General features: G+C 40.0%; 16 protein-coding genes and 1 pseudogene. 10 read left to right on the forward strand and 7 right to left on the reverse strand.

The features are described from left to right. Positions 1 to 143 precede the first annotated feature (143 nt). Positions 144 to 1709: an alkyl hydroperoxide reductase subunit F gene (gene ahpF / locus ACSC9N_RS05105; protein ID WP_010327177.1), complete on the forward strand. Its 1566-nt coding sequence runs from the start codon at positions 144 to 146 to the stop codon at positions 1707 to 1709. Between the two features lie 286 nt (positions 1710 to 1995). Here ahpF and ACSC9N_RS05110 read toward each other — a convergent pair whose 3' ends face one another. The 3 genes from ACSC9N_RS05110 to ACSC9N_RS05120 form a co-directional block, all read right to left on the reverse strand. Continuing rightward, on the reverse strand, positions 1996 to 2250 hold the full coding sequence (locus ACSC9N_RS05110) for a YfhL family 4Fe-4S dicluster ferredoxin (protein WP_010327176.1): 255 nt from the start codon (positions 2248 to 2250) through the stop codon (positions 1996 to 1998). Positions 2251 to 2264: 14 nt separating this feature from the next. Further along, complete coding sequence (gene trhP, locus ACSC9N_RS05115; RefSeq protein ID WP_029575076.1) at positions 2265 to 3665, reverse strand: prephenate-dependent tRNA uridine(34) hydroxylase TrhP; 1401 nt, start codon at positions 3663 to 3665, stop codon at positions 2265 to 2267. Positions 3666 to 4127: 462 nt separating this feature from the next. Then, positions 4128 to 4559, reverse strand: a complete 432-nt coding sequence (locus tag ACSC9N_RS05120) for a Cd(II)/Pb(II)-responsive transcriptional regulator (protein WP_010327174.1) — start codon at positions 4557 to 4559, stop codon at positions 4128 to 4130. A gap of 76 nt (positions 4560 to 4635) precedes the next feature. Between ACSC9N_RS05120 and ACSC9N_RS05125 the strand changes: the two genes are divergently transcribed. The 6 genes and pseudogenes from ACSC9N_RS05125 (at position 4636) to ACSC9N_RS05150 (ending at position 11364) form a co-directional block, all read left to right on the forward strand. Beyond that, positions 4636 to 5259, forward strand: coding sequence for a cation transporter (locus ACSC9N_RS05125; protein ID WP_010327173.1), 624 nt, complete (start codon positions 4636 to 4638; stop codon positions 5257 to 5259). Positions 5260 to 5459: 200 nt separating this feature from the next. Then, complete coding sequence (locus ACSC9N_RS05130) at positions 5460 to 8231, forward strand: type VI secretion system Vgr family protein (RefSeq protein ID WP_395475101.1); 2772 nt, start codon at positions 5460 to 5462, stop codon at positions 8229 to 8231. Position 8232: 1 nt separating this feature from the next. Continuing rightward, complete coding sequence (locus tag ACSC9N_RS05135) at positions 8233 to 9777, forward strand: hypothetical protein (protein ID WP_010327171.1); 1545 nt, start codon at positions 8233 to 8235, stop codon at positions 9775 to 9777. Positions 9778 to 9788: 11 nt separating this feature from the next. Then, entirely contained in the window at positions 9789 to 10256 is a 468-nt protein-coding gene (locus tag ACSC9N_RS05140) for a hypothetical protein (RefSeq protein ID WP_010327170.1), read from the forward strand. 177 nt (positions 10257 to 10433) lie between these two features. Beyond that, positions 10434 to 10535: pseudogene (locus tag ACSC9N_RS05145) on the forward strand (putative type VI secretion system effector); the annotation flags it as partial. A gap of 37 nt (positions 10536 to 10572) precedes the next feature. Further along, a complete protein-coding gene (locus ACSC9N_RS05150) occupies positions 10573 to 11364 on the forward strand; it encodes a putative type VI secretion system effector (protein WP_010327169.1) in 792 nt (263 codons plus the stop codon). A gap of 127 nt (positions 11365 to 11491) precedes the next feature. On the opposite strand, the gene ACSC9N_RS05155 is transcribed toward ACSC9N_RS05150, so the two are convergent. Next, the gene (locus ACSC9N_RS05155; RefSeq protein WP_010327168.1) at positions 11492 to 12334 is read right to left on the reverse strand and encodes a hypothetical protein; all 843 of its coding nucleotides are present in this window, start codon (positions 12332 to 12334) and stop codon (positions 11492 to 11494) included. 251 nt (positions 12335 to 12585) lie between these two features. Here ACSC9N_RS05155 and ACSC9N_RS05160 point away from each other — a divergent pair, with 251 nt between their 5' ends. Further along, entirely contained in the window at positions 12586 to 13152 is a 567-nt protein-coding gene (locus tag ACSC9N_RS05160) for a TetR/AcrR family transcriptional regulator (RefSeq protein WP_010327167.1), read from the forward strand. Between the two features lie 387 nt (positions 13153 to 13539). On the opposite strand, the gene ACSC9N_RS05165 is transcribed toward ACSC9N_RS05160, so the two are convergent. Both ACSC9N_RS05165 and ACSC9N_RS05170 read right to left on the reverse strand, forming a co-directional pair. Beyond that, positions 13540 to 14340 (reverse strand): DUF2071 domain-containing protein, encoded by an 801-nt coding sequence (locus tag ACSC9N_RS05165; protein WP_010327166.1) that lies wholly within the window; start codon positions 14338 to 14340, stop codon positions 13540 to 13542. Positions 14341 to 14448: 108 nt separating this feature from the next. Further along, complete coding sequence (locus ACSC9N_RS05170) at positions 14449 to 15228, reverse strand: ferredoxin--NADP reductase (RefSeq protein ID WP_004696086.1); 780 nt, start codon at positions 15226 to 15228, stop codon at positions 14449 to 14451. A gap of 102 nt (positions 15229 to 15330) precedes the next feature. On the opposite strand from ACSC9N_RS05170, the gene tsaA reads away from it, so the two are divergent. Further along, positions 15331 to 16041 (forward strand): tRNA (N6-threonylcarbamoyladenosine(37)-N6)-methyltransferase TrmO, encoded by a 711-nt coding sequence (tsaA, locus tag ACSC9N_RS05175; RefSeq protein WP_058951695.1) that lies wholly within the window; start codon positions 15331 to 15333, stop codon positions 16039 to 16041. A 5-nt stretch (positions 16042 to 16046) separates the two neighbouring features. On the opposite strand, the gene ACSC9N_RS05180 is transcribed toward tsaA, so the two are convergent. Further along, positions 16047 to 17303, reverse strand: a complete 1257-nt coding sequence (locus ACSC9N_RS05180) for an MgtC/SapB family protein (RefSeq protein ID WP_010327164.1) — start codon at positions 17301 to 17303, stop codon at positions 16047 to 16049. 208 nt (positions 17304 to 17511) lie between these two features. Here ACSC9N_RS05180 and ACSC9N_RS05185 point away from each other — a divergent pair, with 208 nt between their 5' ends. After that, the gene (locus tag ACSC9N_RS05185) at positions 17512 to 19269 is read left to right on the forward strand and encodes a GspE/PulE family protein (protein WP_010327163.1); all 1758 of its coding nucleotides are present in this window, start codon (positions 17512 to 17514) and stop codon (positions 19267 to 19269) included. Positions 19270 to 19309 lie beyond the last annotated feature (40 nt).

Here is a 19309-nt window from a genome sequence, read left to right on the forward strand (position 1 = left end):
TTTAATGGGACTTTTTATGATGAATATCTTTAAATCTATAAAACCGATTATTAAAATAAAAACAAACTGTTTTATCTATTTTTAGATTTACTCTATGATTCTTCTATCAAATAAATTTATAGACTGCTTTGGAGAGCTTAACAATGTTAGATCAAAATACTTCAGCTCAATTAAAAACACTTCTTGAACGCCTAGAAGGTCCGATTGAATTGGTTGCGACTTTGAACGGTTCTGAGAAATCAGACAAAATTAAAGAATTGGTTGAAGAAGTTGCAGCACTGTCTCCACTGGTGACTGCACGTTTTGATGGTCAAAACTCACGTGCACCTAGCTTTGGTGTAGCAAAAGCCGGTGAACAGCCGCGTGTCTTCTTTGCGGGTTTACCAATGGGACATGAGTTTACCTCTTTGATCTTGGCATTGTTACAAACCTCTGGTTATGCACCCAAAGTATCGGATGAAGTTTTGGCTTCAATCAAAGCTTTGGGCATCCAGTCTAACTTTGACGTATTTGTCTCTTTAAGCTGTCATAACTGTCCAGACGTGGTGCAAGCGTTGAACCTGATTGCTATTTACAATCCGGGCACGACAGCAACCATGATTGATGGTGCATTCTTCCAAGATGAAGTTGAAGAACGCAAAATCATGGCTGTACCAATGGTGTTCCAAGACAATAACCATATCGGTCAAGGCCGTATGACCTTGGAAGAGATTGTTGCCAAACTGGATACCAATTCCGCTGCCAAAGAAGCTGAAAAACTCAATGCCAAAGATGCTTTTGATGTTTTAGTGATTGGTGGTGGTCCTGCGGGAAATACCTCAGCCATTTATGCTGCGCGTAAAGGCATTAAAACCGGGATTGTGGCTGAACGTATGGGTGGTCAAGTCATGGATACCATGGACATTGAAAACTACACCTCGATTCAAAAGACCCAAGGGCCGAAGTTTGCTGCTGAAATGGAAGCACATGTACGTGAGTACGGTGTGGACATCATGAACTTACAACGTGTTTCTAACATCAAAGGTGCAGATGAGGCAGCAAATGGCTTGGTTGAAGTCACCTTAGAAAATGGTGCGAAGCTTGAATCTAAAACGGTAATCCTTTCAACAGGCGCACGTTGGAGAGAAATGAATGTGCCGGGTGAAGCAGAATACCGTACTCGTGGTGTTGCCTACTGCCCACACTGTGATGGTCCACTGTTTAAAGGCAAACGTGTAGCAGTAATTGGCGGGGGGAACTCCGGTGTCGAAGCTGCGATTGATCTTGCGGGGATTGTAGAACATGTGACTTTGGTTGAGTTTGATACCAAACTACGTGCTGACCAAGTGTTACAAGACAAGTTACATAGCTTGCCTAATACCACAGTGATCCTAAATGCACTCTCGACTGAAGTTGTGGGTGATGGTTCACAAGTGACGGCATTGAAATATAAAGACCGTGCAACTGATGTAGAACATACGGTTGAGCTTGCAGGAATCTTTGTGCAAATTGGTTTATTACCAAACACTGATTTCTTAAAAGAGACTGCTGTTGAGCTTTCAAACCGTAATGAGATTATGATTAACGATCGCAACGAAACCAATGTCAAAGGTGTATTTGCCGCAGGTGACTGTACGACTGTGCCATACAAGCAAATCATCATTGCCACAGGTGAAGGCGCGAAAGCATCTCTATCTGCTTTTGATTATATTATTCGTTCTGGGCTGTAAGTGTGAAATGAAAAAGCCAACGCTCTCCCAAAATATACGTTGGCTTTTTCCCTTTATGTTGTATCGCTGATCTTTGGTTTTACCCTTGATAGGAACTGAGTCGCTAACAGCTCAGTTCCTTTTTTTTCGTTTAAAGCAAATATTTTGTACAAAGAAAAAGCCAAAGTGCTCCCCAGTCACTTTGGCTTTTTCATTTAGTTTTTGTTTATTGTTATTCTTTGCCCAGTTTTTGTTTTGAAACTCTGAGTGTGGTCAGTACTCGGTTTCTTTTCTACTTTCCCCAAGGTTAGATGTTAAATAATTTCAATCCTTTAAATTTTTCTAACAATTGTTGCTGTGTTTCAACGTGTTCTGGATGTTGCTCGATACAAGCAATTGGGCAAACATCCACACAGGTTTGGGTATCATAAAAACCAACACACTCGGTGCAGCGGTTGACGTCTATTTCATAAATTTTATCACCTTCAAAAATAGCGGTATTGGGACATTCAGGAAGACACATATCGCAGTTAATACATGCATCCGTTATTCGTAGTGCCATGGCATTAACCCCAGTCAGCTTGCAACATAAGCCAAGGCAGGCGCTGAAATGTCGGTACTTGAATGCGGTAAGTTGCGAATGAGCAGGGCATAGTGCATGTCGACATCAGCAGGAACTGGGATTTCAACCACATGACCTGAGCCTTTCGCTTCAAGTATTGGATTCCCTTTTTTATCGAGGATTTCTGTTAGTTCAAAAGTGATGTTGCCTGAAGTGGTCATGAGTTCGAGCACATCACCCACTACAAAACGGTTTTTGACATCGACTTTCAGATAATCGCCATTGCGCTCCAAAATTTCACCGCAGTATTGTTGATGGTCAAAACTGGATGAACCATTTTCATAATTTTGATATTCGCTATGCACGTGGCGACGTAAAAAACCTTCGGTATAACCACGGTTGGCCAGACCTTCGAGTTGTGTCAGGAGTGAGGAATCGAAAGGTTTACCGGCGAGCGCATCATCTATGGCTTTGCGATAAATTTGTGCTGTACGCGCACAGTAAAAATAAGACTTGGTACGTCCTTCAATTTTTAAAGAATGTATCCCCATTTGGGTTAAGCGCTCAACATGCTGCACCGCGCGCAAGTCTTTTGAGTTCATAAAGTAAGTGCCATGTTCGTCTTCTTCAGCAGCAAACATGTCTTCTTCATTACGTTGTAGTAATACGGGTTCATCGAACTGATGCTGTGCTTGCATATGCAGTTCATCAGCATCAGGGCTTGAACAGCAATTGGAGTCTGTATTCAGATTTTGGACTGGGATCACATCACCATTTTCATCTTGCGTAGTCTCATGAACTTTATATTCCCAACGGCAAGCATTGGTACATGCCCCTTGATTGGCATCACGCTTATTCATATAGCCTGAAAGCATGCAACGTCCTGAGTACGCCATGCATAACGCACCATGCACAAAAACCTCAATTTCCATGTCAGGCACTTGTTGCTTAATTTCTTCAATTTCATCAATGGATAATTCACGGGACAAAATGACACGAGTCAGTCCCATATTTTTCCAAAACTTCACAGTAGCCCAGTTGACTGGATTGGCCTGAACGGAAAGATGCACATCCATGTCTGGAAAATGCTCGCGTACCATCATAATCAGGCCTGGATCCGACATGATCAGGGCATCGGGTTGCATCGCAACCACAGGTGTGAGGTCGCGAATAAAGTTTTTGAGTTTCGAGTTATGCGGTTGAATGTTGACGACCACATAAAACTTTTTTCCTAAGTCATGCGCTTCTTGAATGCCGATAGCCAGATTGTCATGATCAAATTCATTATTGCGCACACGTAAACTGTAACGAGGTTGTCCGGCATAGACTGCATCTGCACCATAGGCAAATGCATAACGCATATTTTTAAGCGAACCTGCAGGAGAAAGAAGTTCAGTAACGTGATGAATGCTCATGATTAAACTAAGGCATAAAAAAAATATGGGTTTATTGTAGGGCTTTAAAAAATAGATTCAACCTAGTAAACAACTCGGAATTTAAACGGTTATAGACGCGAAAATTACATGTTCAAACGCTGGATTTGAGTGCTTAATGATAAATATCTAGATCTATGGTTTTATGTGGCTAAGGATAGAAGTAAATTTAAATATCCTTGTTTTATAAAGTAAAAGATCGGTTATATAAAAATTACCTGAGGCGCTAATCATCAAAAAGCTAGAGTTCTTTGCGGCCTTTTATCCGAAATAATTAGGGATTATTTTATTAGATTTGATGTGAAGCTAGATTCTTTTATTTGTGAATTTATAAAAAAATTAAATAAAATAAGGATAAAAATCCTGCATTGCCCACGAATGGTTCAAGTAAATAGGTAGCAAAACTGAGTAATACCCATATTCTAAATTCTACGTTGATGTGTTTTATGCATCTGTAAGTCCTGCTTCAAGATGTCTTAGAATTTGACAATCATCAATGGTTGATTGAGTTGAGCAGGACTGTCGAAGCTGTTGTAGCTGTATCTGGAATTTTTGCAATTCAATGATTTTTCGTTCGACTTGTTTTAAATGTTCATCGATCAGTTGATTGACCGCACTACAGTCTTGTTGAGGCTTTTGTTCCAGTTCAATCAGGTATTCAATTTCTTTGAGTGAGATATCTAGCGCGCGGCAACGTTTGATAAAAATGAGTCGTTTAAGTGCATCATCTTGATAATAGCGATAGTTATTGTCCCCGCGAAAAGAAGGCTCTAATAAATGCTTTTTTTCATAAAAACGAATGGTATCGGCACTTAATCCTGTTTTATGGACTAAGTCTTTCATCAAATAAACAGGAGATGAGTTTTGTTGATTCATTTTGCTTGACCTTAGAGCGACTCCATAGTTTTTAATCATAATAGAAAATGATTAGGTCTGGATAGAGGTTGTGTATATGGCATGTTCTTCTTGCAGTTGTGCACCCGCACCGCAAAAGCCAAATAGTAAGTTTAGAACGGTATTGTGGATTGCCTTATTGATCAATTTAGCCATGTTTGTGGTGGAGCTTATTGGTGGAGCTTATGCACATTCATCATCCTTATGGGCCGATTCTTTAGATTTCTTTGGTGATGCAGTCAACTATGGTATTTCACTTGCGGTGCTTGGTGCGAGTTTGTATTGGCGGGCGACAGTGGCACTGCTCAAAGGCATGACCATGGCGTTGTTTGGCTTGGTGGTGATTGGTAAAGTGATCTATGCCTATGCTTTGGGAATTCCACCTGAAGCTATGACCATGGGGGTGATTGGTGTGATTGCTTTGCTTGCGAATGTGGTTTGTGCCGTCATTTTATATGCCTTTAGAGAAGGTGACTCTAATATGCAATCGGTCTGGCTCTGTAGCCGAAATGATGCGATTGGAAATGTTGCGGTTATTTTTGCTGCAATAGGTGTGTTTGGTACAGGTAGTTTGTGGCCAGACATAATCGTGGCAGGCATTATGGCGACTTTAGGTATGACTGCAGGTTATCAAGTGGTGAGCAAAGCATTATCTGAGCGTAGATTACAGCTCGAGAATTAAGAAAAACGCTAAATTTCTTAATCAAAGTGAAATTATTTTCCATAAAAATGCTCCGCAGTTGCTCGGAGCATTATGTTGTTTACATAATAAGAATAAAACTCTGCTCATTTGTCGGATTGATCTGGCTATAATGGCGCCTAATTTATGATCGCTGTTTGCGATCAATGATGACTGAAACTTACTTTTTAAAAATATAGACGATGATAAATACAATCACTCAAGTGCTTGAGCAATTGGGGTTAAGCGCACAAAAACGTGCCATTCATGCACAATTTTCACATGCTGCATTAAATCATGACACCTTTTTGCAGCATATTGAAGGCACACATGCATTAAACCAAGGTTTAAACGTTGAATTGATCTGCCTCTCAACCAATGCCCTGATTCCACTCAAACAATTTATCGGGGTACAAGTCGCGGTCGATCAGGTCACAGACCAAGGCACATTATTTCGCAGTACAGGGATCATCACCCACGCCGAACAAGGACAAAGTGATGGTGCACTGACCCTGTACAAACTTCGCTTAGAAGACGCAACGGCACTTTGGCATAAACGTCGCAACAGCCGAGTGTTTATGAATAAAAGTGTGCGAGATGTCAGTGAAATACTCTTTAAGGAATGGCAGAGCAAAAGTCCGCTATTTGCTGCTAGCCTCAGTCTTGATCTTTCTGGTTTAAATACAGAGACCGATGTTCGTCCCTTCATCATGCAGTCAAATGAAACCGATTATGACTTTCTAACACGGCTCTGGCGCAGTGAAGGCATCAACTGGCTGATTGATGAAGCTGAACTCTATGTACCTCATACTCGTCATCCGATTCAAGCCCAAAAACTTAGACTCTTGGATGACAACAGTCAGTTTCAAGCCTTAAAGCGTCGACAGATTCGTTTTCATCGTTCTAGTGCTACCGAACAACAGGATAGCATCATCAGTCTGAGTGCACAGCGCAGCCTGCAACCCACTGCAGTCCATATCCAACGTTGGCAAGCCGATCACCTGAGTCAAGAAGAAGGCGCAGGTTCAGTCCAAAGCCAACATCAACACAGTACACAGCAAGACAATGCTAGCCTCAGCTTAGAACAAGCGTGGCATATTAGCCCTGCATGGATGCAAGATTTAAATGGAGAAGATCAGGCGACAGCAGCATCAAACAGCCAAATTGAAAAACTCAATCAAACCCTGAGTAATGTCTACAACCAACAGGCGAAACAATTCACTGCACAGAGCACCGTACGTGATGCCCAAGTGGGGTATTGGTTTGAGTTACATGAACATCCTGAACTTGATCAACACAGTGACGCAGACAAAGAATTTCTGATCACGACCAAGACTTTCTATAATCAAAACAACTTGCCCAAAGATCTGAGTGAGCAAATTCAGCATTTACTGAAACAAAGCCAATGGTCACTCAAAACCAGCGCAGTGCCAAGCGAACGCCAAGCCAACCACCTAAGTTTACAGCGTCGTCACATCACGACCGTTCCAGTTTATAACCCGATAGAGCACCGACCAGCCACACACCCACAGCGTGCCAAAGTCGTGGGACCAAGTGGCGAAGAAATTCATGTGGATGAATGGGGACGGATCAAAGTTCGCTTCCTCTTTACCCGCAACGATGACCACAGCCATGATGGCGGTGCAGGCGCCAATGACAATGATACAGACTCGGCATGGGTTGATGTCTTGACCCCATGGGCGGGTGAGGGCTATGGCGCACGCTTTTTACCACGCATTGGTGAAATCGTGGTGATTGATTTCTTTGATGGCAATCTTGACCGTCCCTTTGTGGTTGGACGGATTCATGAAGCGCAGCGCAGCCCAACGAAATTTGATCAGAAAGGTCAATTGCCAGAGACCAAGAAACTGGCAGGGATTCGCTCTAAAGAAATAGGGGGTGAAGGCTATAACCAACTCCGCTTCGATGACACCACAGGTCAAATCTCGACTCAACTACAAAGTAGTCATGGGGCAACTCAGCTAAACCTCGGTAACCTCAGCCACCCCAAAGAAACGGAGACAAGTGAAGGACGAGGAGAAGGCTTCGAGCTTCGAACTGATCAATGGGGCGCGATTCGAGCAGGCGAGGGATTACTGCTCAGTAGCCATAAACAAGATCAAGCTGCAGGTACACATCTGAATGCTCAACCTGCCAAACAACAACTTGAAAGAACTTTAAACAATAGCCAAGCTTTAAGTGAAGTGGCGAAGAATCAACAGACAGATCCACTAGAAGTTTTAGAGAACTTAAAAGGCTTCTTAGAACAGATTGAACAACATGATCAAAACAAGGCAGATGCATTTAAACAAGCCATCATGATTCTCTCTGCACCGAACTCAGTTGCTGTCAGCAGTAATGAAGACCTTTATCTCTCAGCTGATGGTCAAATCAGCCAAAGTGCAGGGGAGAGTATTAACCTTTCTACACAGAAATCGTTGATTGCACATGCCAGTGAGAAAATCAGTCTCTTTGCAGCACAGGACGGGCTAAGAGCCTATGCAGGCAAGGGTAAGGTTGAGATACAGGCTCAAGGTGATGCACTCGATGTCATTGCGCGGAAAGACATTCAAATTATTTCCACGGAAGAACAAATTGAAATTAAGGCCAATAAGAAAATCGTGCTAACTGCTGGTGGTAGTCAAATTGAGATTAGTGGTGCAGGGGTATTACCGACCACTGCTGGAAAGTTTGAGGTCAAAGCAGGGCAACATCAGTTTTTGGATGGGGAAAGTGTTCATGCAACCATTCCCTTAATACCTAAATCGGGGTTACACAAAATACAATTTGAATTGAGGGATACTGAAACCCAAGAGTTGCTGCCTTTCACTTTTTACATGTTAATGAATGATGATGGACATATAAGCTATGGAAAAACAGATGCAAATGGTTTGACACAGGCATTTGTCACTGACAAGCAAGAGAATTACTATCTACATGCAATCAATAACAAAATAAAGAAATTGGATAACTAAGATGGCAAAGTATCCTCAACCTAAGATTATACAAGCTGCATTAACGAATGTTCCAAAACATATTGCTTTGCCACGTTTGAAATATGTGATTACAGCTAAAACATCAGAAGCCAAATCTACCTATGTATCTAAGCTGACATATTTCAATAAGTTTATGAAAACCCATAAAATTGAGGTTAACTATGATACTGCGGTTGTTCAAGTTGATATTTTCTTAGATGGTAAATGGTATCAGGGGGCAATCCTCCCACACTTAGCACAATCTGAAAGCGGAAAATTTACAGAGGTCAAGTTTAAGTACCATCAAGCAAAAAGTTCCCCTATTGATGAAAATAAAATCCAAAAAGTTTATATAAAAGAAGGTGCCGAAGTTGGGTGGAAGCTGATAAAGAAAGAACAAACGTTTGATGAGTTGTTAAGAGAAATTTATAAAAAAGTACCAAATCATACTGAACGGGATATTTTCAGGCATGCTAATGCTCACCTTAGTGATCTACAAGATTTAAATTTGAGTAAAAAAATTAAACCTGGTCAGATTGTTCTTATTACAAATAAAAAGAGTTCACCTGAACTAACAGAGTATAAAAAGTTAGCATTAGAGGCTGAAAGAGTATTTCAATTTCTATGTACGCAGAATGGATTTGATCCTAAATTCTTTGCAAATAATTTTGAACTTTTAATGGATTATATAGCTTTAGCTCAGCAAGTTCAGATTGCTAGAGTTGACTATCTTAAAACTGTGGAAGGACATAAAGAAAGCTATTGTGGTGATGTAGCCCTGAATCAAAAAGTTGAATCTGCTAATGCTGCTGCTATTTATTCTGATCAAACTAAACATAAGATGGATGATCATAAGCTGCAACGGCTGAATCAAGAACTATTAGCTAAATTAAATAATGATATAACTGCCCTTCAAAGAGCTTATAGTACTGAAGCACAAGGAAAGACCAAACTTGGCAATCCAAAGCATAATGCTGATTTTAAAAGAAAAAATTATCATTTGTATCAACGTATTGAACAAACGATTGCTGGTAATTTTGTTCGATTACAAGATAATAAAGAGTTTGCAAAAACCCTAAAAAATATTGTGAGAGACACATCAGGCGTAAAAGCCCCAGATTTCATGGGGGGATTAAAGCTCAATGTTAAAATGATGGAGACGATTGGACGGGCAACCATAAGCCTTAAACTTGGTATGAAGTTAGTATTGTATTTTTATATCGCAGAGTCCGCAGTGAAGGTTTATGGAGCATCACAGACAGGGGATACAGCCTATACGATTAAAGTAGCGACAGTAGAGACAGCAAATATAGGAGGAGGAATCTTAATGGGAGGGCTAGGTGCTACTGGTGGTGCAAAGCTCGGTGCGTTGGCGGGAGCAGAGATTGGCTTGATATTAGCACCTGTAACAGGGGGAACATCTATCGGTATAGGTGGAGTTATCGGGGCAGGTATCGGTGCTGTAATTGGGGGAGTTGGTCTAGGTTTTGCTGGTAATTATGTAGGTACAACTGTTGCAAGAAATATTACAGGTGTATGTAATTAGGAATATAAGTTATGTTTGAAGATTTAAAAAATATTAGAATTAGAGATATTATAGTTACTGATGATATATTTCTTATTTGTGTTTTTTTAATTATTCCTTTTGGTCTTTTATTGCTGTTATTTACATATATGTATAATAAAGTCTATATAAAGAATAATAAGAGAGATTTTTTGGTTTTTTTCTTTGGAGAGAGAGGTGGAGAAGAGTTTTCTAGAGTTGGAGGAGATCTGGTTGTAGTTGCTTATTGGTTTTTAATATATTACTCAAATTATAAAACTTTGTCTGTAAAGTTACACTTTCCATCTATAAATGATGAAAAAAATAAACCAATACCAATTATTCCAAATACATATAGAGAAAATTTGAAAGTCTTTGAAGAAAAACATAAGGGGTGGCTATTAATTAATCTTTCATCTATGTATCTAGGATTTATTCTTGGGATTATATTCTTGGTATATGGTTTTTTTATGGAAAGTTAAATTTAGCTAACCTAAAAATTTATTTATTTTAATATGTTTATGTCAAAAATGGGTGGTCGATGAGCCTGTTAAGGCAGTTGCTAAAAAGAATAATCGTATTTACATTTGGAAAGTGGTTTTATTTATACGGCTAAAGTAGAATTTTTTTTAGTGTCTTGAAAGTCAATTTTAAAGTGAGAAGATCATTTATTACTTTGAACCGTGTTTGAGTATCGTAAGCTTATTGAAAGTGCTCCCTATCCAGAAAATTATATAGAGCAAAAAGAACGGAATGTATAACTAACTAGAAATTAAAAGGTTATTTAAGGTAAATTATTTGAAACTAAATTTAAAGCTTGTTCAAGGCCCGATCCATTCTTTAGAAAAAGTCAAGTCCAAAATACCAGTAAATCAAAATGTAGGAGGAATCGCAACTGGCACCGCTTTTGCAGGTGTACTGGCTGAAAGTAGTTCTTTGCTTACCAGTGCTCCCATACTAGTGATGGCAGGTAAAGCTAAAGATGGCATCACGTTTACTGGTGAAATAGAAGGATATTCCTTGCTAGGACAATTTACGACGACACGTTTTAAAGAAAATGATGAACTTATTGCTGTAATTAGTGAAAAACCTGTAGATGGACGTCATCAAGTTTATGCCATTCTGGATCCTAAATCTGGTTTGCTTTATATGATCTATGAAATGGGCCGTTCAATAAAAATGGGTTATAAGGCTATTATGATACAAACTTATTACTTCACCTTAATTACATGGGGAGTAATAGCAATTTTAATGCTACTGTTTTATATATTTAAGTTTTCTTATTCTTGGGATTCTTTTTTACGCCTAATTATATGGACATTTTGGGGGATTTTTGGAGTGGGTACCTTAATGGGATTTGTAAACTATTTTGGCTATAAGAAGTCATATGAAAATTTTGGAACATTATCAGAGCAAATATTTAAAAAACTTGGTTTTGAATGTCCAGAAGAACAGGATTTTTATAATGATTTTTTAACTGATGATGGTGTTCAGATTAGTGTAATGAAATATCGTAATAAGTTAAAAGGACAAGACCCTTATCCAGAAGATTATTTTGATAAAAAAAGAACGGTTGAAACTTTGAATTAAGCGTTGAGAAGACTTTTCACACAATGTTATTGACTACAATACTTATTCCAGCATGGCTTTTCATGTATGAATTGAATGATTTTTCCAAGCTTTAATATACCATTTTGGACTAAATTTAGATTTAAGTTTAGCTTAATACCAAATTCATCTTGCTCCAAAAATTATTCCATAGACTTAAATATTCAGTTTGAAGTTGCTGGAAATACAGAGCCTGTTCAGGTTTATAGCATTGTGTGAATAGCACCCAAATATCGTCTTCATGATTGTCATCGTTAGCAAGGGTTGTATCACATGTTTCTGCAAGGCCATGACATGCATAGTAGCCTTGGGTAAATAAAGGATGATAGGCTGCGAGATTAGTTCTGAGTGCTTCACTAAACTTAATCACTTGTAGTTCAGTACAAGCCAAAATGAGTAGCAAGTCTGCATAAGAATGAATATGTTCTTGAATAAATTGTGCGATTGCAAATGCTTCAGGCTCGGTCTGTTTTTGATCGGTGACATTGAGTTCAAGTTGCTGCATCAGTTGAAGGAAATAGACCAAATGCGATTTAGAGGGTGAGCTTTTCTCAAGTTGGTGGGTATTAAAACCCAATTCATCTAGAAGATTTAGCGACAACAAATAACGTGCATATATCTTGGCTGCAATGCGGTCTTGCTCCACGATATTACTGTCGTGCTCAAGTTGCAGCGCTTGATACATAACCATACTCAAAGCATCAGTGAAAATTTTAACAATGGCTGTAAAATAATTCAGATGAATAAATTTCAGCTGTTCAAGGCTCAGTTGGCATTGATGCAGCCGTGTCAGTATCGGATGTTGAAATAAAACATGTTCGGTTGTCATTTGCTTTAAATGGCTGATCGCTTGAGTGTTGGTTGCCCATGACGCTGAGTTTAAGGATTGTTCAATAAAGCGCAAAACTTCTGCGCGGGTATGTTCAGACTGGGTGAAGGAGAGAGCATTCATATACGAGGTAAATTTTAATTGTCATCATTTTTATCATAGTGAAAAAGACTCGATTCTTCTAGTGTTTTATTTATCTTAAAAGCCATATATTTCAAATGCTTATTTTAATATTGATATTGTTTCTTATAAAAAAACGGTGTTGGTCTAAATTTGATATATAATATCGTCTTCAATCGATGTATTTCGTTTTCATGTGCTGTTCTTTTGGGTTAATGGCTTAATTTTAAAGTTTTGTGCATCAGGTAAAATAAATGTCAAAAAAAGAAGACATCATTAACACAGCGCTTAATCTCTTTAACTCACATAGTTATAATTCTATCGGTGTGGATCGGATTATTAGCGAGTCTGGCGTTGCTAAAATGACGTTTTACAAATACTTCCCATCTAAAGCTAAATTAATTGAAGAATGCTTAGTGACAAGAAACCAAAATTTACAGCAGTCGCTTGAAGCGACGATTGCTGCATGTGACCCAAGTGATTATCTCTCCCATATTCGTGCAATTTTTGAATGGTACCATGCTTGGTTTCATAGCGCGGATTTTAATGGTTGTATGTTCCAAAAGGCAGTTGAAGAAATTTCAAAAATTTATCCTTCTTCGCTACAGCCTGCAATTGATTATAAAGAATGGTTAAAAGGCAAGTTATGTCAGGCTTTGAATCGTCTAGGTGTGAAGCAGGATGAACAGTTGGCGGCTTTTTTATCCAGTATTTTGGATGGCATGACCATACAGGCGCAAATCGATCCGAACCAAGTGCATTTGGAAGATTATTGGAAGCGTGTGAATACTTTAATCCAAATGGAACTTTCAGCTGTCTAATGTATAAAATTTCATCTTAAACTTAACCCAATACACATTATATTGCTGGCTTAAATGAGTTTAAAATAAATCAAGTACAAATAAATAAGCGCGATAACGGTTAAGTTATCGCGCTTTGCTGATAATGATTATGTTCCATATCGCACATTATTTGACAATAATGCATGATATGAATATGAGCAACTTAATGTGCCTTCTTATATTTTTTGTACCCTCTGAATGTTTTCGGTCATTCAGTATTTCAGCAAAAATAGACAGACTTGTCTGTTTTGTTGAATTATAGAGACTTTGTGGAGAAAAACAACCAATCTCTCATTATTTTGGCTGAAATTTATTCATTATGCTTAATATTCCTTAAAATATGTAGGGTATTTATTATTTGTTGCGTTATTTACCCAAATGATTTAAGCACTTTGGGGGTAAATAAATGGTAAATTCATTGATTGGTTCAATCAGAACACTATAGGGCTTGAGCTGATCTTCATAGCATACAAGATTGAGCTTTGCTAAAAGTTCAAAGCGAGCGTAATGCAGCGTTGCAGGTTTCGGATTTAAGCGACCATGCCACACACGATAGCTGCCGAGTTTTCCATCGCGGCGATGGTAAAATCCTGCCAAAGGATGAGTCAATAAGACCTGATAACTTTCTAAATTGGGAAAGCCTTCAAAATGCCATCTCTCATGTTCGGACTGAGACAAATGCACATCTGCAGTGGCCCATGCCGATTGGGTACGCATTTTATATTGTGTATATCGACCCTCTGCATCTTGCTGACAATCAAATTCAATCTGTGCAGGATGCCACGGTAGTTGCCAAACATAACGAGGAACGATCAGTGTCCAAGAGTCCAAGGTCGTTCCTAAAAACCAAACGCAACGTTCCTGTGTCTCCTGATCAATCACGTAGACCCGATAATTGGTTTGTCCCATCGTGAATTTTGGAAAAGGATAAACCGCAGAGCTGAAATCGACATCGATGAAGGGTACTACCGACATCAGTGCGTGTTGTTTGCCTTGGTACTGGACCGTGTCTAACTTAAACCGTGCTGGAATGATCTCTTTAAGCCGCGCTGGGTCGACGGCATAAGTAATGAGGGCAAAATGCTGGAGTTTACACTGTACATCGAGGCCGCTGGGCTTGGGTTTCGGATGTAAATAGTCTTTAAATTTGAGTTCTGGAAAGGTCATTGGTTTAAATTCTAGATTTTGTTATTTTTTAATATTAGATAAAGCTATACGTAGAGTAAATAAAAAACCGAAGCCTAAGCTTCGGTTTTTTAATATCTTTATATGATCTTATTTTTCAACGAATGCACGTTCAATCACGTAGTCACCAAGTACACCCATACGTGGCGATTCTTTTAAACCATGTTGGTCTAGAAGTGCAGCAACGTCATCGAGGAATGCAGGGCTACCGCAAAGCATTGCACGGTCTGTTTCTGGGTTGAAACGTGGTAAACCGATCTTCTCAAAAATCTCGCCAGTTTCAATCACAGTTGTGACACGACCTTGGTTTGGATACTCTTCACGAGTAACCGTTGGGTAGTAAACCAATTTGTCTTTAATGCCTAATTCTTCAAAGAACTCATTGTTCGGAAGTTCGTCTAAAATGAGGTCTTGGTAAGCCAACTCAGAAATGAAGCGTGTACCATGAACCACAATCACTTTCTCAAAACGTTCATAGGTTTCAGGGTCACGAATGGTTGCCAAGAACGGCGCAAGACCTGTACCAGAAGAAAGCAGGTATAAGTTTTTACCAGGGTTTAAGTCATCAAGCACTAAAGTTCCAGTTGGTTTTTTAGATACCAAAATTTCGTCGCCCACTTTAACTTTTTGTAAAATAGAGGTTAACGGGCCATCAGGAACTTTAATTGAGAAAAACTCAAGTTCTTCTTCGTAGTTTGCACTAGCGATAGAATAAGCACGCATTAACGGTTTGCCATTTACTTCAAGGCCGATCATCACAAATTGACCGTTTTTAAAACGTAGAGCAGTGTCGCGCGTCGTTTTAAAAGAGAATAAAGTATCATTCCAATGGTGGACGTGAGTAATCTTTTCGACGTTGAAAGCAGCCATTAAAGGTCTCAATAAATTATCAAATTAGAACAGGTTGCTATTCTAATCTAAAATCATTCTCGATAAACTGAATATATTTAATTGAGCTTATTAGAAAAAGTGATGATGACTGAGTTAACCTTGCCGATTATTGGCTATATGCACTCTTCTTATAAGGAAAAGTTTGGTATTCCTCGTCAGCCTAATTTGGTTCAAGTGGAATCGTATATTGAAATGTCAGCACCCTATAATGATGTTCTAGCCTTTGAAGGGATTGAGGCATTTAGTCATTTATGGTTGGTGTGGCAGTTTCATGACAATAAAAATCCAGAGAAAACCCAGTTTCGGCCACAAGTTCGTCCGCCACGCTTAGGAGGGAATAAAAAAATAGGGGTGTTTGCTACGCGCAGCATGTATCGTCCTTCACGAATTGGTCTATCGGTGGTAAGGCTCAAGTGTGTCAAAAAAGAAGGGAGGTCGGTTCGAGTGTATGTCACAGGAAGTGATTTGCTAGATGGCACCCCGATTGTCGATATTAAACCTTATATACACTACTCAGATGCAGTTATAGATGCGGAAAGTGGCTATGCGCAAGATGAACCTAAACGTAAATCGGTGATATGGTCGGATCGGGCAAGTGAGCAGAAGCAGCAGCTTTTGATGAGGGAAAAACTTTCACTACAGACCGTACAAGAGCTTGAAGCCGTTTTATCTTTAGATCCCAGACCGGCGTATCAGGATGATGAAGCACGGGTATATAAAATGAAATTTGCTGCTGTTGATATCGCTTTTACAGTGGGTGAAACTACAGTGAATATCACGGCCGTAGAATGAGAGACTTAAAGAGAGAAGCTCCAATACAATAGCCCAATCAATACCAGCATATGCAAAATCTGAATCGGGGCAAAAGCAATAAAGTACTGCTTACCACCTGTTAAGGCGGCATTAATGGATTTGGCAACAGCGTGTGCAGCTAAACCTAAGATAAATGCAGACATTGCTGCCGTGTCTGCTGGTGCTCCTTGCATGACCACTGTTGCCATCGCTGCATGAATCTCAAACAAAGAAGCCAGTAAAGTCCCAGCGATTAAACCTGCATCTCCCAGCCAAAGGTTAAGTCCATACACACCCGCTTGGATGAACGTCAAAGTCAGGGCAATAATGCCAGCCTCTTTTAAGCTAAACATGCGTGAATCAGTGGGTTGATGTTGTTCTTGTGCATGGGCAGATCGTACCAACGCATAAGCACAGATCCCTAAAAGGACACTTGCTACAAGGGTCGGAAGCAGTATGGTTTTGAGCCAAAGTATACTCACACCTGCGACTATAATCAGCAGTTGTAATAAAGTTGCAATACAGGACATGAGCGCTGCACCTGCATTGGGTTTGGCGAGTGCTCGGCCTGCACGTACTTCCATGCCTAAGCTAGCAACAGTCGCTGTACTGGATACAAAACCTGAGGCGATTGCCGATAAAATCATGGCATTTTTAGTGTTCAGCAGTCGTTTGGCAATATGTGCAAGCGCTTGAACAGCAAGAATGAGTGTAACTAATTTTAAAATAATATAGGGATTCAACACAGCACCCCATAAAGGCGTATTCGGCGTTAAGGGCAGGGCAATTAAAATCAGCGCTAGGAGAAAGATACCGTCTTTAAACTCAGCCTCAGTAATCCATTTCCCCGCAATGCTGTGCATCGGATGTTTGGTCATTAAAATAATGGTCAGGAGCACGGCTAAACCTGCTGCTAGAGGTGTATTCCATAAGCACATCGCCCCGATAAAATAAGTCATGACAAAGGCAAGTTCAGTGGTTGAACCCAAATCTTCTGTTTGGTTTTTCATTGAGAATATAACGATGCCGCCGATGATCAACGCACCGACTATGCCAATACTGACACCAAATAAAAAACAAATAGCACCGAGGAGTGCACAAATGGCAAAGGAGCGTAGTCCTGCAAAGCTCTGTTGGTTTTCACGTTGCTTGCTTCTTTCACGTTCTAGACCAATCAACAGGCCACAGCCCAATGCCGAAGCCAAGGTGATGAGGACCTCAGATAAAGCCAAGTTGTTGATGGAAATTGCGCTGAAGTCCAAGCCTACCTCACAAAATTTAATGACCTGTCTAAAATATAGGCGAATGCTGAAGGTGGATTCAAGTTAAAAGAGCAAGATTTGTGAGTAAATTCGTGATTCTATTGATGAGCTTGGCTACTTCTCGATATTTGTAGGATTTGCTTATGCTTTGTGCGAATGAATACAGAAAATCTTGCTATAGTGGGGTTATGTTTGGGGACGTATAACAATGAATTTTAATTTTGAAATTGATACCACTTGGTGCTTAGATCAACTGTTTAAAGATGGGAGAATTACTGAAAAAGAAAAAAATCTAGTACAAACCTCGCACCGTCAACGCGATCAATTGAAGTGGCATCCATTACAGTGGATTGCTCATTTTAATCTGGTAGATCAGTCGCATCCACAGTCGAGACTGACATTAAATCGGCTTTGTCAGTGGTTAGCTGAAAAGACCCAATTACCGTTTTATGTGATTGATCCACTCAAAGCCGATGTGCAAGCTTTGACTTCGGTGATGTCTCAAGAATTTGCCTTCCGCAATAAAATCTTGGCTGTTGAAGTTCAGGCAAATCAAGTGTTGATTGCAACAGATCAGCCGTATATGAAAGATTGGATCGCAAATTTGGAGCACAATGTTGCGCCGAAAAAAATCCAGCGTGTATTACTCAGCCCTGAACAATTACAGCGCTATATGGTCGAGTATTATCAGGTGAGCCGTGCTGTCAGTAACTCTCAGAAGTCTGGGAGTTACGAGCGAGATAATAAAGGTGTTGAAGCACTTTTACAGTTGGGGGATAGTCAAAACCCTGATGCCAATGACCAACACATTGTTAAATTAGTCGACTGGGTTTTACAGTTTGCTTTTGAGCAAGGTGCCAGTGATATTCACTTAGAACCACGTAAAGACAACGGCAAAGTGCGTTTCCGTATTGATGGAGTGCTGCATACCATTTATAACATGCCTGCCAATACTTTAACCGCGGTGATTTCGCGGATTAAAATTTTAGGTCGAATGAATGTGGCGGAAAAACGTAAACCACAAGATGGGCGGTTAAAAACACGGACACCGAAAGGACAAGAAACAGAACTGCGTCTTTCGACTTTACCGACTGCTTTTGGTGAGAAGTTGGTGATGCGTATTTTTGACCCTGAAGTTTTAGTGCGCAGCTTTCAGCAGTTGGGTTTTGAAGGGCATTTGCTGAGTGATTGGCAAGCGCTGACGTCGCATAGTCACGGCATTATTTTAGTGACAGGACCAACGGGTTCAGGCAAAACCACCACGCTTTATTCTTCTTTGAAACAATTGGCTACCGAACAGGTGAACGTCTGTACCATTGAAGACCCGATTGAAATGTTAGAGCCGAGTTTTAACCAAATGCAGGTGAATACAGGTATTGATCTTGGTTTTGCTGATGGTGTTCGTGCACTGATGCGTCAAGACCCTGACATTATTATGGTGGGGGAGATTCGTGACCATGATACGGCCAATATGGCGATTCAAGCAGCACTTACAGGACATTTAGTGCTGTCAACTCTGCACACCAATGATGCACCTTCCAGTCTGACGCGTTTGCATGATTTAGGCGTACAGCCGTTCTTAACCGCGGCAACCATTTTAGGGGTATTGGCACAGCGTCTCGTACGCCACTTATGTCCACATTGTAAAGTTGAAAAGCAAATCAACAGCCAAGAATGGGAGCATCTGACTTTTGATTACATTATGGAAATGCCTGAAAAAGTCTTTACCGCAGTAGGTTGTGACGAGTGTCGTCAAACGGGCTACAAAGGACGAGTCGGTATTTATGAGTTTATGCCTGTGAGTTTAGAGGCCAAGCAACTGATTGGTGCCAATGGTGACTTGACTGCACTGCGTCAACAAGCCAAAAAAGAAGGCATTGAGCCTTTAAGAATTGCGGGTGCACGTAAAGTTTTAGAAGGTGTCACCACGCTAGAAGAAGTGTTACGTGTTGTCCCACTCAACTAAGCGTTTAATGCGTTACTTGAAGCTTTCTTAAGATTCAGCT

The organism is Acinetobacter sp. PC34, assembly GCF_051789135.1.
In the GTDB taxonomy this organism is placed as follows: domain Bacteria; phylum Pseudomonadota; class Gammaproteobacteria; order Pseudomonadales; family Moraxellaceae; genus Acinetobacter; species Acinetobacter johnsonii.

Bases quoted from the DNA above. Each gene is read 5' to 3' on its own strand.
- ACSC9N_RS05110 (WP_010327176.1), bottom strand. From the start codon at position 2,250: ATGGCACTACGAATAACGGATGCATGTATTAACTGCGATATGTGTCTT.
- ACSC9N_RS05185 (WP_010327163.1), top strand. From the start codon at position 17,512: ATGAATTTTAATTTTGAAATTGATACCACTTGGTGCTTAGATCAACTG.
- ACSC9N_RS05130 (WP_395475101.1), top strand. From the start codon at position 5,460: ATGATAAATACAATCACTCAAGTGCTTGAGCAATTGGGGTTAAGCGCA.
- ACSC9N_RS05160 (WP_010327167.1), top strand. From the start codon at position 12,586: ATGTCAAAAAAAGAAGACATCATTAACACAGCGCTTAATCTCTTTAAC.
- tsaA (WP_058951695.1), top strand. From the start codon at position 15,331: ATGATGACTGAGTTAACCTTGCCGATTATTGGCTATATGCACTCTTCT.
- ACSC9N_RS05165 (WP_010327166.1), bottom strand. From the start codon at position 14,340: ATGACCTTTCCAGAACTCAAATTTAAAGACTATTTACATCCGAAACCC.
- ACSC9N_RS05135 (WP_010327171.1), top strand. From the start codon at position 8,233: ATGGCAAAGTATCCTCAACCTAAGATTATACAAGCTGCATTAACGAAT.
- ACSC9N_RS05170 (WP_004696086.1), bottom strand. From the start codon at position 15,228: ATGGCTGCTTTCAACGTCGAAAAGATTACTCACGTCCACCATTGGAAT.
- ahpF (WP_010327177.1), top strand. From the start codon at position 144: ATGTTAGATCAAAATACTTCAGCTCAATTAAAAACACTTCTTGAACGC.
- ACSC9N_RS05140 (WP_010327170.1), top strand. From the start codon at position 9,789: ATGTTTGAAGATTTAAAAAATATTAGAATTAGAGATATTATAGTTACT.
- trhP (WP_029575076.1), bottom strand. From the start codon at position 3,665: ATGAGCATTCATCACGTTACTGAACTTCTTTCTCCTGCAGGTTCGCTT.
- ACSC9N_RS05125 (WP_010327173.1), top strand. From the start codon at position 4,636: ATGGCATGTTCTTCTTGCAGTTGTGCACCCGCACCGCAAAAGCCAAAT.
- ACSC9N_RS05155 (WP_010327168.1), bottom strand. From the start codon at position 12,334: ATGAATGCTCTCTCCTTCACCCAGTCTGAACATACCCGCGCAGAAGTT.
- ACSC9N_RS05120 (WP_010327174.1), bottom strand. From the start codon at position 4,559: ATGAATCAACAAAACTCATCTCCTGTTTATTTGATGAAAGACTTAGTC.